The sequence below is a fragment of the Luteococcus sp. H101 genome (assembly GCF_038433155.1).
Lineage (GTDB): Bacteria > Actinomycetota > Actinomycetes > Propionibacteriales > Propionibacteriaceae > Luteococcus.
The window spans coordinates 1-15,817 of sequence record NZ_JBCDMW010000034.1 but is presented as its reverse complement, the minus strand read 5'-3'; the positions used below and the strand labels follow the sequence as shown (position 1 = coordinate 15,817).

The 15,817-nt window shown below is 68.7% G+C and carries 12 protein-coding genes; 3 read left to right on the top strand and 9 right to left on the bottom strand.

The annotated features are described in order from the left end of the window. The first annotated feature begins 307 nt into the window (after window positions 1–307). Together AAEX60_RS13665 and AAEX60_RS13660 are read left to right on the top strand one after the other, a co-directional pair. Complete coding sequence (locus tag AAEX60_RS13665; protein WP_342104186.1) at window positions 308–1,648, top strand: sugar transferase; 1,341 nt, start codon at window positions 308–310, stop codon at window positions 1,646–1,648. 13 nt (window positions 1,649–1,661) lie between these two features. Next, window positions 1,662–2,669, top strand: a complete 1,008-nt coding sequence (locus AAEX60_RS13660) for a LacI family DNA-binding transcriptional regulator (protein WP_342104117.1) — start codon at window positions 1,662–1,664, stop codon at window positions 2,667–2,669. Window positions 2,670–2,886: 217 nt separating this feature from the next. Here the strand turns inward: AAEX60_RS13660 and AAEX60_RS13655 are convergent, their stop codons facing one another. The 8 genes from AAEX60_RS13655 to AAEX60_RS13620 all read right to left on the bottom strand — a co-directional run bounded on the left by AAEX60_RS13655 (window position 2,887) and on the right by AAEX60_RS13620 (window position 13,119). Further along, a complete protein-coding gene (locus tag AAEX60_RS13655; protein ID WP_342104116.1) occupies window positions 2,887–4,122 on the bottom strand; it encodes a glycoside hydrolase family 32 protein in 1,236 nt (411 codons plus the stop codon). Next, window positions 4,119–4,988, bottom strand: coding sequence for a carbohydrate ABC transporter permease (locus tag AAEX60_RS13650; RefSeq protein ID WP_342104115.1), 870 nt, complete (start codon window positions 4,986–4,988; stop codon window positions 4,119–4,121). Before AAEX60_RS13650 ends, AAEX60_RS13655 begins: the two co-directional genes overlap by 4 nt. An 11-nt stretch (window positions 4,989–4,999) precedes the next feature. Further along, on the bottom strand, window positions 5,000–5,944 hold the full coding sequence (locus AAEX60_RS13645) for a carbohydrate ABC transporter permease (protein WP_342104114.1): 945 nt from the start codon (window positions 5,942–5,944) through the stop codon (window positions 5,000–5,002). Continuing rightward, window positions 5,944–7,323, bottom strand: coding sequence for an ABC transporter substrate-binding protein (locus AAEX60_RS13640; protein ID WP_342104113.1), 1,380 nt, complete (start codon window positions 7,321–7,323; stop codon window positions 5,944–5,946). Before AAEX60_RS13640 ends, AAEX60_RS13645 begins: the two co-directional genes overlap by 1 nt. 259 nt (window positions 7,324–7,582) lie before the next feature. Further along, the gene (locus tag AAEX60_RS13635; RefSeq protein WP_342104112.1) at window positions 7,583–8,704 is read right to left on the bottom strand and encodes a glycosyltransferase family 4 protein; all 1,122 of its coding nucleotides are present in this window, start codon (window positions 8,702–8,704) and stop codon (window positions 7,583–7,585) included. Further along, a complete protein-coding gene (gene wecB / locus AAEX60_RS13630; RefSeq protein WP_342104111.1) occupies window positions 8,701–9,795 on the bottom strand; it encodes a non-hydrolyzing UDP-N-acetylglucosamine 2-epimerase in 1,095 nt (364 codons plus the stop codon). The genes AAEX60_RS13635 and wecB overlap by 4 nt, the downstream gene beginning before the upstream one ends. 788 nt (window positions 9,796–10,583) lie before the next feature. Next, a complete protein-coding gene (locus AAEX60_RS13625; RefSeq protein WP_342104110.1) occupies window positions 10,584–12,161 on the bottom strand; it encodes an amino acid permease in 1,578 nt (525 codons plus the stop codon). Between the two features lie 169 nt (window positions 12,162–12,330). Further along, window positions 12,331–13,119 carry a VOC family protein gene (locus AAEX60_RS13620; protein WP_342104109.1) on the bottom strand — a complete coding sequence of 263 codons (789 nt, stop codon included), beginning with the start codon at window positions 13,117–13,119 and terminating at the stop codon, window positions 12,331–12,333. Between the two features lie 217 nt (window positions 13,120–13,336). Between AAEX60_RS13620 and AAEX60_RS13615 the strand changes: the two genes are divergently transcribed. Further along, a complete protein-coding gene (locus AAEX60_RS13615; protein WP_342104108.1) occupies window positions 13,337–14,374 on the top strand; it encodes a hypothetical protein in 1,038 nt (345 codons plus the stop codon). Window positions 14,375–14,506: 132 nt separating this feature from the next. Here the strand turns inward: AAEX60_RS13615 and AAEX60_RS13610 are convergent, their stop codons facing one another. Then, entirely contained in the window at window positions 14,507–15,805 is a 1,299-nt protein-coding gene (locus AAEX60_RS13610) for a nucleotide sugar dehydrogenase (protein WP_342104107.1), read from the bottom strand. Window positions 15,806–15,817: the final 12 nt, after the last annotated feature.

Below are 15,817 nucleotides of genomic sequence, written 5' to 3'. Positions count from 1 at the left end.
GCCGTCCAATTCTGAAAAATGACCGCCAACCTGCCCGGGCCCCGCCACCGCCCGCGGGGGCCCGCCGGGCGGGCGGAATCCCGGGGTCGATTCCCAGAACTGGACGTCTGACACAGTCCATGACACCGCCCCGGGGCCACGCGGCCCGCGCCACCCGTCGTGGCACAGGGGCCACTCAGCGGTGGGCAAGTAGACTGGCGGCCGACCCATGGGAGTCCGCGCGCCGGAACCCTCCCCCGGGAGTTGAACCACAGAAGGGACGTCCGTGGCCCGCAAGGACAATTTCGCCAAGGCCGAGAAATCGCTGATGGTGCTGGCCGACATGGCCGTCTTCACCGCCTGCCTCTTCCTCTCGGTCTGGCTGCGCTTCGGCGGGGAGATGCCCAAGCGCAACCTCGCGGCGGTCACCTCCACCTTCAGCTGGGCCCTGCTCGGCTTCGTGGTGGTCAGCGTCTTCTCCGGCATCTACGTGCTCTACAACAAGACCCGGCTGGACCTGGTGATCATCACGCTGATCGACCAAATCATCGTGACCGGCATCATCATGGCCGCCACCTTTGCCGGCAACTGGTTCGCCTTCCCCCGCGGGGTGTTGGCAATCAACCTGCTGGTCAGCTTCGTCGCACTGTCCGTGCTCCGGGTGATCGTCTACGGCGTCTACCGCAGGGTGCGGGGCAACAACCGGGTGATGTGCCTGGTGATCCCGGACCAGGAGTCCCGCGCGGTGCGCAACTTCCTGTCCAACCGCAGCCCGCGCCACCAGCTGACCCACGTCGTCGACGGCAACTACGTCGCCCACCTGCGGGACCGGCTGGGCGAGTACGACTCGGTGCACGTCAGCGACAAGATCGACGACGACACCCGTCGCGACGTCTATGACTACCTGCTGGAGCAGGGCAAGGAGATCTTCCTGACCGCGGACTTCCAGCGGCTGCTGATGATCAACCCCAACATCATGAGCATCGAGGACGAGTCGATCGTGCTGGTCAGCCCGTTCAAGATCCCCGGGGAATATGACCTGCTCAAGCGCGTCGGGGACTTCCTGGCGGCGCTGGTGGGCCTGATCCTGGTCAGCCCGATCATGCTGGTCACCGCCGTCCTGGTGAAGCTGACCTCCCCCGGCCCGGTCTTCTACAAGCAGGTGCGGATCACCAAGGACAACAAGGAATTCGAGATCCTCAAGTTCCGCTCCATGGCGGCCAATGCGGAGGCCAAGTCCGGCCCCATGCTGGCCACCAGCAATGACGCCCGGGTCACCGGCGTCGGCAAGTACCTGCGCAGCCTGCGGATCGACGAGTTGCCGCAGCTGATCAATGTGCTGCGCGGGGACATGAGCCTGATCGGGCCCCGGCCGGAGCGGCCCTTCTTCGTGCAGCAGTTCACCGAGATCAACCCGCACTACCCGCTGCGGCACAATGTGCGCGCCGGCGTGACCGGCTATGCGCAGGTCTACGGCAAGTACGCCAGCGACTTCCAGGCCAAGCTGAACTTCGACCTGCTCTACATCAAGACCTACTCCCCGATGCTGGACCTCAAGATCGGGTTGCAGACCATCAAGATCCTGTTCGACAAGGTCTCCAGCCAGGGCGCCGAGGAGGAGGGCACCCCGGAGTTGGTGCTGCCCACCGGCACCGTCGTGCTGCACTGAGCCGGGGGCACGGATGGCACGAGGCGTCACGTCGCATGAGGTAGCCGCCCTGGCGGGGGTCTCCCGCACCGCGGTTTCCCTGGTGCTGAACGGGCGGGCCGACGGGGTGATCTCGGCCGAGAACCAGGCCGCGGTCCGGGCGGCCGCCGAAGAGCTGGGCTACCGCCCCAACAGCGTGGCGCGGAGCCTGCGCAGCGCCGCCACCCACACCATCGGCGTGGTCACCGACTCCATCGCGTCGGGCAGCTATGGCGGCGCCATGATCTCCGGTGCCACCGACGTCGCCGCCCAGCGGGGGTACCTGCTGCTGGCCATCGACTCCCACCAGGACCGCGGCCTGGAGACCGAGGCTGTGGACGTGCTGCGCGCCCGCCAGTGCGACGCCCTGCTCTTTGCCGCCGAGGGCCTGCAGCCGTGGGAGCCACCGGCGGGCTTCCTGGCCGAGAAGTGCCTGCTGCTCAATGCCTTCGACCCCCAAGGCCGGGTTCCCGGCGTGGTGTCCGACGAGGTGGCGGGCGGCCGCCGGGCCACCGAGCTGCTGCTGGCGGCGGGCCACCGCCAGATCACCTACCTGACCGGCACCGAGGAGGTGACCGCCAACGGCCGACGGATCGAGGGGCACCGGGCCGCCCTGGCCGTCGCGGGCGCCCGGTCCAGGCTGGTGCGCTCCGGCTGGGAGATCAGCGACGGGCTGGCGGTGGGCACCCAGGTGCTGGACGTCGCCGAGCCGCCCACGGCCATCATGTGCGCCAATGACCGGGTGGCGATGGGAGTCTTCCTGGCCGCCGCCCGGCAGGGGCTGCGGATCCCGGAGGACTTGTCGGTGGTCGGTTACGACGACGACCCGAATGTCGCGCCGCAGCTGGGCCTGAGCACCGTGCTGCTCCCCCACCGGGAGATGGGCGAGCTGGCCGCCACCCTGCTGCTGGACCTGCTGCAGGGCAAGGAGATCCCCACCGGTGAGATCGCCGTGCACAGCCCGGCGGTCTCCCGCGCGTCGGTGGCCCCGCCCAGGGGCTGAGCCCCACGACGACGGCCAGCCAAGCCCCCTCGACAAGCTCGGGGATCGTGGAAGGGCAGCTCGGAGATCGTGGAAGGCGGCTCGGTGTCGGGCTCGGAGCCTCGCAGCGCGGTTCCGCGAGGAGACGCGAGCGAGCGAGTGTCGACGAGACGCAGCGCCAGAGGCTGCCGATCCGACGCCGAGCCACCCTTAGACAAGCTCGGGGATCGTGGTTGGGTCAGAGGCGGCGGACCGTGGCCTCGTCGGCACGGACACTCCACACCGAGGCCTCACGGGCGTAGATCCGCGTCGTGAAGCAGGACCCGCCGTGGAAGACCTCGAGGATGGAGCCGTCGACGATGACCGTCGCGGCGCCGGGAATCTCCACCTCACCCGGGCCGTCCGGATCGGAACAGACCAGTGTCCCCGGGCCCGACGTGGTGACCAACACGGCCCCATCACCGGCCGGCCAGGACTCCCCCAACGATTCGCCCGCAGCGGTCAACACCTCCGGCGCCGGCTCCATCACCAGCCTCCCGTCGCGCACATGCAGCTCGCGCGGGACGGTGAGAACCCCGGCCCAGCCGTGCTCCGCCAGCCAGGCGTCGTCGCGGCCCAGCTCCCAGGACCAGCCGATCAACAGCACCCGGTCATTGCCGCCAGCATCCCGGTCCAGCAGAACCTGGGGCGCGTAGAAGGCGGGCCCGTCGTCCAGCACCCCGCCATCGCGGGCGATGAAGCGTGGACAGCCGTCGGTCACGGCCACGTCACCCACCAGCCAGCGCACCCCGCTCAGCTGGCCCTGGGTTCCGTCGTGGCGCCACAGGCTGAGGATCAGTACCCATTCCCCGTCCACCTGGACCAGGTTGGGGCACTCCCAGATGTCCGCGGCGGCGAACTCCACGGCCACCGGATCGGACCCATCCACCAGCGGCCCGAGCAGCTTCCAGTCGGCAAGATCGGTGGCGTCGTAGACCAGGACCTCGGCGGGGACGCCGGGGCCGCCGTGCCCCTGCACGATGTAGCGTCGCCCCTCGATCCAGACGACGAAGGGGTCCCGGGTCTCGGCCACCGCCACCCCGACGCGGGCTGCGCTGGGGCTTTCGGTCTGGGCCCAGGCCGTGAGGTCCGCGGAGCCGGTGGCAATGGCTCCCACCGCATCCGCCGGGGTGGTATCCACGGCGGTGTAGCAGAAGGTGGGCAGGCCGGCGTCCAGGGTGCAACAGCCGCTCCAGCAGCCCACCGCATCGAGCGTTCCGGGGCGGGGGCGCAGGGCGATGGGTTCCTCGCGCCAGGTCAGCAGGTCGTCGGAACTGACGTGCCCCCAGTGGATCTGGCCGTGCCGCGGTTCGTCGGGGTTGAACTGGAAGAAGACGTGCCAGCGGCCGTCGTGGAAGACCAGACCGTTCGGGTCGTTGATCCAGCCCTGCGCGGGGCGGATGTGGCGGGTGGGCAGGCAGACGTCGGGGTTCACTTCACACTTCCGGCGGTGAGGCCCTCGCGCAGCGGACGCTGCCCGAAGACGAAGACGACAAGGGCGGGGATCATGGACAGCACGACGCCGGCCAGGACCGTGCTCATGCTGCCGGTGCCCAGCTGACCCTGCAGGCTGACCAGGCCGAGCGGCAGGGTGAAGTTCTCCTCGCTGATGGTCATGATCAACGGGCGGAAGAACTCATTCCAGATGGCATTGAAGGCCAGGATGCCGACGATGGCCAGGCCGGGCGTGGACAAGGGCAGGTAGACCTTCCAGAAGACCTGCCACGGGGTGGCGCCGTCGATCTGCGCGGCCTCGGCCAGGCTGTCCGGAATGCCCATGAAGTACTGCCGCATCAGGAAGGTGCCGAAGGCGGTGGGCAGGGCGGGCAGGATCAGCGCCAGCAGGGTGTCCGAGAGGCCCATGCCGCGGATCAGCATGAAGACCGGGACGATGGTCACCTGCATCGGCACCATCATGGTGGCCAGGATCACGGCGAACAGCGCGTTGCGGCCGCGGAAGTGCAGCCGGGCGAAGGCGTAGCCGGCCAGCGCCGCGGTGAACATCTGCCCGACGGCACACAGCGCGGTGACCAGGATGGAGTTCCAGAACAGCCGCACCATGTCCACCTTGGAGAAGGCGTCGGTGAAGGCGGCCAGGCTCAGGGTGCGACGGCCCTGCTCGTCGGTGGGGGTGAAGGCCACCCACAGGGTCCACACGACGGGCCCCAGGGTGAGGAAGAGGGCCACCAGCAGGACCAGGATCCGGCCGGCCAGCGGCAGCAGGCGTCGGGCTCCGGGGCCGCGACGAGTGGTGGGTTGGGTGCTTCCCGTCGTGGACGGGGCGATGGTTGACGTGGACATGTCGGTGCCCCTCACATGTAGAAGACGAAACGCTTGGACAGACGGAATTGCAGCCAGGTGACCAGCATGATGATCAGCATCAACACCAGCCCGATGGCGGCGGCCAGGCCGAACTGCAGCTCTTGGAAGGCGGACTGGTAGATCACCATCACGGCGGTGCGGGTGGAATCCCCCGGGCCGCCCTTGGTGAGCACATAGGGCTGGTCGAAGATCTGCAGCGCGGCGATGATCGCCATCACGGTGGCCACCAGCATCGTCGGGCTGACCAGCGGCAGGGTGATCTGCCAGAAGCGCCGCATCGGGGAAGCCCCGTCGATGTCGCAGGCCTCGTAGATGTCCTGCGGAATCGACGACAGGCCGCCGATGAAGAGCAGGAAGGTGAAGCCGAAGTTCTGCCAGACGTAGACCAGGACGGTGACGATCATGGCGCCGGTGGTGCTGGTCAGCCAGTGCACCGGGCTCATCCCGATCAGGCCGAGCAGCTTGTTGACGGTGCCGAAGTCCTCGTTGAACAGGTAGCTCATGATCAGCGAGACCGACGCGGCGGACAGGATCAGCGGGAAGAAGAAGACCGAGCGGAAGAAGGAGCGCAGCCAGCCGGGCATCTTGGACTGCACGAGCACGGCCAGCCCCAGGGCGACGCTGATCTGCAGCGCGACGGCGACGATCACGAAGGCGAAGGTGTTCAGGAAGCTGACCCGGATGGTGGGCGAGCTGGCCAGGGTCTGGAAGTTCTTGGCGCCGACGAAGCGTGGGGTGGAGATGATGTCCCAGTCGAAGAAGGCCAGGGCAATCGATCCGATGATCGGCACCAGGGTGAACAGCGCGATGCCGATCACGGTGGGGGCCAGCAGCAGGGCCGCCAGCTTGCCCTCGGCCTTGCTGCCGGGGGCGCGGGAGACGGCGGTGTCCGGGGTGGCCTTGGCGGCCGCGGCGGTGTTGACGGGCAGAGTCATCATGACCCCTTCACGGCGAGTTCGAGGTCGCGCTGCAGCGTGGCCAGCGCGCGCTTCACGGTGGGCCGGGAGCCGGTGACGGCGCCCAGCACGTTCTTGATCAGGGCGGTCTCCACGGCGGCCTCCTGTGGCGGGGCCGGCACCGGAGCCGTCGTCGGGAACTTGTCCAGGGTGTCGTAGAAGACCTCCCAGTGCTTGGGTCCGGTGGGCTGGTAGAGCGTGGTGTTGTGCGAGCGCCGGGCGCTGTTGGAGTCCGGGTTCTTCTGGGCGATCCTCATGCCCTCCTTGCTGACGCAGAACTTCAGCCACTCCCAGGCGGCGTCCTTGCGCTTGGAGGCCCGCATGATGGCGTAGCCGGCGGTGCCGAACTGGTGCTGCTGGGTGCGTCCCTTGGGGAAGAAGGCGACGTCATAGTCGTCACGCTTCATCCCGGCCTGGTTCAGGCCGTGCACCCAGTAGCCGCCCGAGGGGGTCATCCCGATCACGCCGGAACCAAAGCGGCTGACCAGCTCATTGCCGCCGCCCTGCACCGGGGAGGAGCCGAGATTCTCGGCCACCAGTCCTTGCAGGAACTCGAAGGCCTCCAGCACCTTGGGGTCGTCGGCATTGGGCTCGGTCCAGCGGTAGCCACCGCTGCGGCCTTTCTGCTCCGGGTAGAACTCCCGCCAGAGCCATTCGCCGCCGGGGTAGCGGCTGGGCTTCAGGAAGGAGGTGTCGTTGCTGTACAGCCAGGGCACGACGCCGCCCCACAGCCGGTTGGTCCAGAAGAAGGGGCGGAAAGTGCCCGTCGAGGCCTTGCGCATCTGGCGCAGGTACCCGTGGAAGTCATCCCAGGTCCAGTCCTGCTTCGGGTAGTCCAGACCGGCCCGCTCCATTGCCTTCGAGGAGAAGTACATGTTGGCGGCATTCCAGCTCAGCGGCAGCTGGAAGAGTTGGCCCTGGTACATGAAGGATTCGATCAGCGACGGGTGGACATCTTCGAAGAACTCCCGCATCTGCTCCTTGTCCCGGGTGACGAACTCGTCCAACGGGTGGGCCAGCCGCTCCGCGAACAGCTGGGTTCCCTCGGTGGCCACCATCACGACGTCCGGCGGGGTGCCGGCGGCCACCAGGGTGAGGATCTTGGCGAAGAAGTCGCTCCAGTCGGCGCCCTGGATGGGGACGATCCGGACCTTGATGTCCGGGTGCTGCTTCGTGAAGGCGCCGATCAGGCCCTGGTTGGACGCCGCATCCTGCGCGGTGCCGTTGATGGCGATGTTGAGCGCGTCCGCGCCCCGCCCGGGGATGTCCAGGCCGGTGAGGCGCTTCCAAGACAGGACGGTCCCCACCGCCCCGGCTCCGGCCGCCCCGAGCACCGCCCGGCGTGTGATGTCAGTCATGCTGGCTCCTCGTTGAGTACCTAACACGTGTTAGGTTACGTCAGCGTTTGCCCCGGATGCAATGGGGGGCGGATATTTCTTCGTGAGGCCGAAACAAGATCGGCCGCCGTGGTTGGGTCGGGCGAAGGGCCTGGGCACGCTCGGCCACCGTGATGCTGCCAGTTCACCTCATCACTGCGCAGCCGTTGGGTGTCCGGGCATCAGCTCCAACAGCTGCCCCAAGAAGGATCGGCTGCGCAGTGGGTTCGGGGGGCCGGAATCAGGCGGCCAGCAGGCGGTTCACCAGGCCGACCAACGTCGTCGCCTCGGCCTCGAAGCTGAACCTCTCCGCCACCGCTCGTCGCCCATTGGCGCCCAGCTCGGCGCACCGGGCCGGGTCGGCCAGCAGCTCGGCCAGGGCGCTTCCGACGGCCGTCGGGTCATCCGGGTCCACGAAGACCCCGGCGTCGATCCCGCCGAAGAGCTCCCGCCAGTAGCCAAAGTCGCTTGCCAGGAAGGGCAGGCCGGAGGCCATGTACTCAAAGACCTTGGTGGGCAGGGAATGCTCGTAGTTGGGCAGCCGGGAGAGCAGCACCAGGCCCACCCTGCCCTGGGCGATGATCCCGGGCAGTTCAGCCGGCGGCACCAGGCCGCAGTAGTCCACCTGCGGGTCCCCGACGGGCAGCGCATCGCCCACCAGATTCCGGCCGGCCAGCACCAGCCGTGCCCCTTCGACGTGGTGCACCGCGTCCAGCATCCGGGTGAGGCCGCGCTCCTGGCTGATGTCGCCGGTGTAGACGGCCACCGGATCCGTGGCGGCGGGGTCCACCACGGTGAAGTCGCTCTTCCACGGCAGGTTGCGGACCACGGCCACCGGGCGTTCCCGCCCGTCGCGCACCGGGGAGAAAGTCTGGGCAATCTCGTCGATCACCGTGACGATGGCATCGCAGTGCCGGTCGGCCATCCGGATCAGCCGACGGGCCGCCCGCCGGGCCGCGTCCCCCTTGCGCCCCTGCAGGTAGGGCTTGGTGTCGATCTGCTTGACCAGGTCCTCGTGCGCGTCGTAGACCACCGGGATCTTGTGCCGACGGCCGTAGGCCAGCGCCAGCGGGATCAGCTCCGGGTCATGGAAGTGCAACAGGTGCGGCGCAATCCGGTCCAGCGCCCGCCACGCCTCAGCCTGGGAGCCCAGCAGCCGGGCGGCCCGGCCACGGGGGGTCAGGGCATGTACCTGCACCCCGTGGGTCACCCGGTCCGCGTCGGCGGAGATCACCAGGTGCACGTCGAAGCCCGCCTCGGCCAGGGCCCGGCACTCCTTGTTCAGGATGCGGTTGTCCCAGGACTGGTGGACGGTGCTGAGGTGGGCAATCCGGGCCCCCGCCCCAGAGAGCTGCCCGGTCACGCCGTGGGGCCCACCAGATTGCCGGCGGCATCCACGCGATAGGCCTGCAGCGCCTTGGCCACCTCTTCGGCGGCGTGGCCGGTGCCATAGGGGGTGCCGCGCTCGGCGTCGGGCCGCGGACGCACGGCCACCTGGCCCACCTGGGTCAGGTCCGGGTCCAGGATGTTCCAGCCGTCCTCCAGGGTCTCCACCCACTCGGTCTCGGTGCGCAGCGTGGTGCACGGGGCGCCCAGCAGGTAGGCCTCCTTCTGCAGGCCGCCGGAGTCGGTGACCACGCCGACCGACTGCACCACGGCATTGACCATGTCCGGGTAGGCCAGCGGGTCGACGGCCACCAGGTTGCCGGCCTCGATGTCCAGGCCGAACTCGGCGGCCTTGGCGCGCAGCCGCGGGTGCACCGGCAGGATGGTCTTGACCGGCAGCGCCGCCAGGGTCTCCAGGATGGTCTTGAGCCGGGCCGGGTCGTCGGTGTTGTCGGCGCGGTGGATGGTGGCCAGGATGAACTCGTCGCCCTGATTGATGCCCTCGATGGCCAGCGGGCGGTCCTTGACGGCGTCGCGCACCTGGAAGCAGACGTCCACCATCACGTCGCCCACCAGCACGGCGCGCTCGCCCAGGCCCTCGTCGGTGAGGTGCTGCACGGCCACCTGGGTGGGGGCCAGGCAGATGTCGGCGGCATGGTCGGTCAGCACCCGGTTGTGCTCCTCCGGCATCCGACGGTTGTAGGAGCGCAGCCCCGCCTCCAGATGGGCGGTGGGGATGTGCATCTTCACCGCGGCCAGAGTGCCGGCGATGGTGGAGTTGGTGTCGCCGTAGACCAGCACCCAGTCCGGCTTGAGCTCGGTGAAGGCGGCATCCATCTGGGCCAGCATGGAGCCGGTCTGGGCGCCGTGGCTGCCCGAGCCGACGCCCAGGTGCACGTCGGGACTGGGGATGCCCAGCTCCTGGAAGAAGCTGTCGGACATGTTCACGTCGTAGTGCTGGCCGGTGTGGACGATCTTGTGGTCAATCCCGGCGGCATCCAATGCCTTGGCGACGGGGGCCAGCTTCACGAACTGGGGGCGGGCCCCGACGATGCTGACGACGCGCATGAGCAACTCCTTGAGCTTGGTGGGCGCAGCCAACTCTAGTGCCCCGGACCCATCCCCCTCTCCCGACGCGGCGAGGGGCCGGGAGACGACGACTGTGGAGGGCAAGCCCCGGCCGGGAGACGGCCGAGGAGAGGACCACCGATGGAGAGGCCGGGGGCGACCACCCTTGCCGAGGCCGGGGAGACGACGGCGGGGGCGACGACAACTGCGCAGCCGCAAGGTCCTGGGGCAGCAGCTGGAACAGCTGCCCCAAGCATTAACGACTGCGCAGTCACAGTGGTGGATGGGTGCGGCCACCTCTGGGCGGGTCACAGTGGTGGATGGGATGCAGTCACCCCGGGCCCGGTCACAGTGGTCGACGGGATGCGGCCACCCCAAGGCCGGGGAGACCACGGCCGGGCAGACGACTGCGCAGCCGCAACGTCCTGGGGCAGCAGCTGGAACAGCTGCCCCGAGCAGTAACGACTGCGCAGTCACAGTGGTGGATGGGCGCGGCCACCCCGGGCCCGGTCACAGTGACGGATAGGGTGCGGCCACCCCGAGACCGGGGAGACGGCCAGGGGCGACCACCCATGGCGAGGCCGGGGGCGACGACAACTGCGCAGCCGCTAAATCCAGGGGCAGCAGCTGGAACGGCTGCCCCGAGCATCAACGGCTGCGCAGTCACAGTGGTGGATGGAGTGCGGCCACCTCTGGGCGGGTCACAGTGGTGGGTGCCCCGGCCCGGAGGGCTCAGAGGTGGGCGCCCCGGCCCGGTAACAGAGGTGGATGCCCCGGACCCGGAGGACTCAGAGGTGCGGCGGGGCGGGCACCTCGCCGTCATTCCCGGCTGCCACCATCCCGTGCGCCCGGCCGATCCGGACCAGGGCGTGCTGGGCGCGCTCCCGAGCCAGGGCATTGTCCGGCAGCACTCCGGCGTCGGCCCGGGCCACCAGCTCGTCGTCCAGCACGCTGGGCCCGAACTTCTTCACCCGGGTGCGGACTAGGAAGTAGGCGGCGGTCAGCACGGCCACATATCCCACGCCGATCGGCATGGCGAAGGACAGCCCCTCGATGAACCAAATGGCCACGTAGATGGCGGCGAAGACCACCAGGGTGAGCACGGCGGTCGCCGGGCCGCCCCACAATCGGGCGCTGGCGCCGGGCAGCCCCAGCTGGGCGCGGCCGCGGCGGAAACCCAGGTAGGTGATCACGATCAGCACCCAGGTGGTCAGCAGGCCGAAGATCAGGATGCCGTAGAGGATCTTGAAGGCGTTGTCCGGGCTGACGATGGTGATGACCGAGGCCACCAGCATGCCCAAGGTGGCCAGCGCGACGGCATTGCGCGGCGCGCCGTGGGCCGAGGTGCGGGCCACCGCCGCGGGGGCCAGGTGGTCCAGTGCCAGCGAGTGCAGCATCCGGGCGGAGGCGTACAGGCAGCCATTCGCGGCGGACAGGGCGGCGGTGATCAGGATGAAGTTCATGATCCCGGCGGCGGCGGGGATGTTGACCAGGGAGAGCACGGTGACAAAGGGGCTCTCCTTGGTGGTGGCCGAGTGCTGCCAGGGCTGCAGGGCGATCACGACGGCGATGGCGCCGACGTAGAAGAAGACCAGGCGCAGGATCATGGCGCGGGCGGCGCGGGGCACGTCGCGCTCCGGGTTCTCGCTCTCCGCGGAGGCGACGGAGACATTCTCCACGCCACCGAAGGAGAAGATGGCCATCACGGCGCCCACCAGCATGCCCTTGATGCCGAACGGCGCGAAGCCCTGCCAGCCATGCCCGCCGGTGAAGTTGTGGGTGCCGATGGCCGGCGTACTGGGCAGACCGAAGAAGATCAGGATGGTGCCCAGGGCGATGAAGGCAACCACCATCGCCACCTTGATGATGCTGAACCAGTACTCCGAGTGGCCATAGGCCTTCACCGTTGCCATGTTGATGGCGATGATCACCAGGGAGGAGAGCACGGTGCCCACCTCCACACTCAACCCGGGCCAGAACCAGTGCAGGTACTTGCCGGTGGCCACCACCTCCACACCGACGGCGATGCACATCACGACGGCGACATTCCACCGCATGAACCAGCCACCGATCGGCCCGAGGTAGGCGTGGGCGGTGGCCCCGAAGCCGCCGGCCACCGGGTGCACGACGGTCATCTCGGCCAGGGCCCAGACCACGACGAGGGAGAGCAGGCCGGTCAGGGCGTAGGAGAGGATCACCGAGGGGCCGGCGATCTTGATCATCTCGCCGGAGCCGAGGAACAGGCCGGTGCCGAGCGCCCCGGACAGCCCGATCATGGCGACCTGCGGTCCGGTCAGGCCACGCCGCAGGGCGTGCTCCTCCGACGTCCGGGTGTCCGGCTGGAGGTTCTGGTCATTCTCATTCACGGCCAAAGCGTAGACGCGTCGTCTCAACTCCCGAGAACGGGTCCACAATCTGACTGTCCAGGGCAAATTCAACGGTCAAACATTCACCCTTTGAGACCATGGACGCCGTCTGGTGAGACGACGCATTCCGACGCGGCACGCCAGCCTTGACCGGAGCAGGGCTGAAGGCTCAGCCCGGCATCGCCGAGGTGATCACCTGGAACATCGCACCCTGCGGATCGGCGACGGTGGCCAGCCGGCCGAAGGGGGAGTCCATCGGACCGTCGAGCAGCCGCCCGCCCAGCTCCTGGATCCGGGCGACGGCCTGGTCTGTGTCGGCTACCTGCAGGTACATCCGCCAGAAGGAGGGCACCTCGTCGGGCAGGAAGGAGTCCGCCTCGCAGATACCGCAGGCGGCCCGCTCCCCGCCGCCATTGGTGGCATAGCGAGGCTGCCCCTCGGGGATCCCGGGCATCGCGGTGACATCCCAGCCGAAGACCTCGGCGTAGAAGGCAACGGCGGCGTCGTAGTCCTTGCTCATGGTCTCGAACCAGACCGGGGTGCCGGGCTGGCCGGTGAAGTCGTAACCGTCGAAGTCCAGCGGCTGCCACATCCCGACGACGGCGCCGGCGGCGTCGACCACCACGGCCATCTTTCCGGACTCGCCCACCTGCATGGCCGGCACCATCACCTGCCCACCATTGGGCTCCACCTTCGCCAGCGCCGCGTCAATGTCCTCGACGCGCAGGTAGATGGTCCACGACGTCGGGTACTGCGGCTCCTCGGCGGGCCCCTCCGGGGTCATCAGCGAGCTCATCGCGCCGCCGACAAAGCCGTCGCCCTGCTTGATCATCAGGTAGCCCCCGAAGTCGGGGCCCTGGTCCAGGAAGTCCCAGCCAAAGAGCTGGGTGTAGAAGGCCTTGGCACCCTCGACGTCGTGCGTGCCGAGGTCCATCCAGGTGGGGCTGCCGGGAATCATGCGGTTCTCCTTGGGTCAAGAGCCAGATTGGCTCAGCGACAGGCTATTGCCTGCGGCCCGCTGGGCATATCGTGAGCAGCAACTCCTCTCCCCCGAGGCCTCCCGAAAGGCAACACCCATGCGATGACGCATCGCCACTGCAGCAGCCACCCTCACCCTGGTCGGCGCCGGGCTGACCACCGCCCCCGCGCCCGCCCATGCCAGTACCCCGCCCCGGGTGGTCTGGTCCAACCCGTCATGCGGCACCCTCAAGGTCACCCAGCAGGGAGGCGACGCCGCCGACCAGTTCTCCGAGATCACGCTGGGCGACACCGAGACGAGGAAGATCGCGCCGGGGCAGACGGTCACCTTCACCGGGCTCGGCTCGGGACGCTACCGCTGGGTCCACGGCGGTGCGAGTGGTTCGCAGGTCGGGGCCGTCACCGTCGCGCCCTGCGCTGGTCTGCCGCCCCGGCTGGTTGGTGGCGACCTCAGTGGCGACGGACGGGCTGACGTGCTGGCCGTGACCACCGACGGCCGCCTGATGTACTACCGCACCACCCCCGCTGGAACCCTGGCCAGCGGCATCCAGGCCGGCAAGGGCTGGGCCAACTTCCGTGAGATCACCCGGGTGCCGGAGGGCTACGGCGTCGGCAAGGCATCCGGTCTGCTTGCCCTGCGCAAGGACGGCACCCTGTGGGGCTTCCCCGTCGGACTCAACGGGAAGCTCGGTGCCGGCAAGCAGCTGCGCTCCGACGTCGCCAAGTACCGCACCATGAACGGCCCGCGGGTGCAGGCCACCGGGTTGACCGGCCTGACCAGCACCGGACTGCACGAACTCGAGCCCGGGCAACCGGTGGTGGAGGACGGCCTGCCCAGGCTCGCCAGCTCGACGCGCTTTGTCTGGGGCCCGGGGCCCGGCCCGGAGTACACTACGGTCCAGCCCGACGGCACATTGTGGTCCCACTACCGCTCCTGCGACCCCGAGATGGGCTGCTTCCTGGACGCCGTGCGAACCGGTCAGGGTTGGGGCGCCATGCAGCTGGTGCAGTCCCCCGGCTCCCTCAACGGGGATGCCTCGGCGGACCTGATTGCCCGCCGCACCGACGGCAACCTGTACGTCTACGCCAACCGGAGCTCGTTCGGCTACAGCTGCTCCCCCGGTGACCACGCGGGCATGCACTGCATCCAGCCGGGTAACGTCGCCTACACCCCGCGGTGGGGTGCCGCCACCAAGATCGGTCAGAACTGGAACGGGATCCGGCTGCTGTTCTGACCCGAGCACGAGACAAACACGTGGGGCCATCCCGGATGATCCGGGATGGCCCCACGTTGTTCTTCGGTTCCTGTCAGGTGACCCTGACGGGCTTGGCCAGCATGATGGGCGGCGTCGCCACCGCCCTCAGGTTCAGGCTTCGCCGTCGCCGATCACGAAGCGCTTGACGCCGTCCCACTGGGCGGGGTCGGTGCAGTTGCGGCCGTCCACCAGGACCTGGACGCCGGGGAAGGCGTCCTTGCCGATGCTGCTGAACTCGGGGTGGTTGGCCTGCACGATCACGGCATCCACCGGGTCCCCGTCGGTGTGCGGGGTGAGGTTCAACGCGGCCAGTTCCTCGGCGGTGTACATCGGGTCGGTGACGGTGGCCACCGCGCCGCGCCCGGACAGGATCTGGAAGGTGGGGAAGACCCCACTGAAGGCGGTCTCCTTGACCTTGCCGCGGTAGGAGGCGCCCAGGATCAGGACCTTCTTGCCCTCCAGGCCACCCAGCGCGCCCTCCACCAGGGTCACGGCGTGCTCGGGCATGGTCATGTTGGCCTCACGCGCGGTCCGCACGATGGTGGCGTCCGGGTCGGTGTACAGGTACAGCCGCGGGTAGACCGGGATGCAGTGCCCACCGACGGCGATGCCGGGCAGGTGGATGTGGCTGTAGGGCTGCGAGTTCGAGGCCTTGATCACCTTGAACACGTCGATGCCGTTCTTCTCGGCGAACTTGCCGAACTGGTTGGCCAGGCCAATGTTGACGTCGCGGTAGGTGGTCTCGGCCAGCTTGGCCATCTCGGCCGCCTCCGCGGTGCCCAGGTCCCACACGCCGTTGGGGGTGTCCAGGTCCGGACGCACGTCGAAGTCGAGCACGGCCTCGTAGAACTCGATCGCCTTCTTGGTGCCCTCCTCCGACAGGCCACCGACCAGCTTGGGGTACTTGCGCAGGTCCTCGAAGACCCGGCCGGTCAGCACTCGCTCCGGGGAGAAGACCAGGTGGAAGTCCTTGCCCTCGCTCAGGCCGGAGATCTGTTCGATCATCGGCTTCCACCGGTTGCGGGTGGTCCCGACGGGCAGGGTGGTCTCGTACGAGATCAGGGTGCCGGGGGTCAGGTGCTCGGAGAAGCTCTTGGTGGCGTTCTCCATCCAGGCGAAGTCGGGCTGCCAGGTCTCGTCGTTGACGAACAGCGGCACGACGATCACGATCGCGTCCACCCCGGGGATGGCGGCGGAGTAGTCGGTGGTGGCCTTCAGGTTCCCGGCCGGCACCAGTTCGGCCAGCTTCTCGGCCAGGAAGGCCTCACCGGGGAAGGGCTCCTGCCCCGCATTGATGGTGTCCACGACGCGCTGCTGGACGTCGACGCCGAAGACCTCATGGCCCTTCGAGGCGAACTGGACGGCGAGCGGCAGGCCAATCTTGCCCATACCGATGACGGCAATCTTCATGAAAGTCCTTTC

Bases quoted from the DNA above. Each gene is read 5' to 3' on its own strand.
- AAEX60_RS13665 (WP_342104186.1), top strand. From the start codon at position 308: ATGGTGCTGGCCGACATGGCCGTCTTCACCGCCTGCCTCTTCCTCTCG.
- AAEX60_RS13660 (WP_342104117.1), top strand. From the start codon at position 1,662: ATGGCACGAGGCGTCACGTCGCATGAGGTAGCCGCCCTGGCGGGGGTC.
- AAEX60_RS13650 (WP_342104115.1), bottom strand. From the start codon at position 4,988: ATGTCCACGTCAACCATCGCCCCGTCCACGACGGGAAGCACCCAACCC.
- AAEX60_RS13645 (WP_342104114.1), bottom strand. From the start codon at position 5,944: ATGACTCTGCCCGTCAACACCGCCGCGGCCGCCAAGGCCACCCCGGAC.
- AAEX60_RS13640 (WP_342104113.1), bottom strand. From the start codon at position 7,323: ATGACTGACATCACACGCCGGGCGGTGCTCGGGGCGGCCGGAGCCGGG.
- wecB (WP_342104111.1), bottom strand. From the start codon at position 9,795: ATGCGCGTCGTCAGCATCGTCGGGGCCCGCCCCCAGTTCGTGAAGCTG.
- AAEX60_RS13620 (WP_342104109.1), bottom strand. From the start codon at position 13,119: ATGATTCCCGGCAGCCCCACCTGGATGGACCTCGGCACGCACGACGTC.
- AAEX60_RS13610 (WP_342104107.1), bottom strand. From the start codon at position 15,805: ATGAAGATTGCCGTCATCGGTATGGGCAAGATTGGCCTGCCGCTCGCC.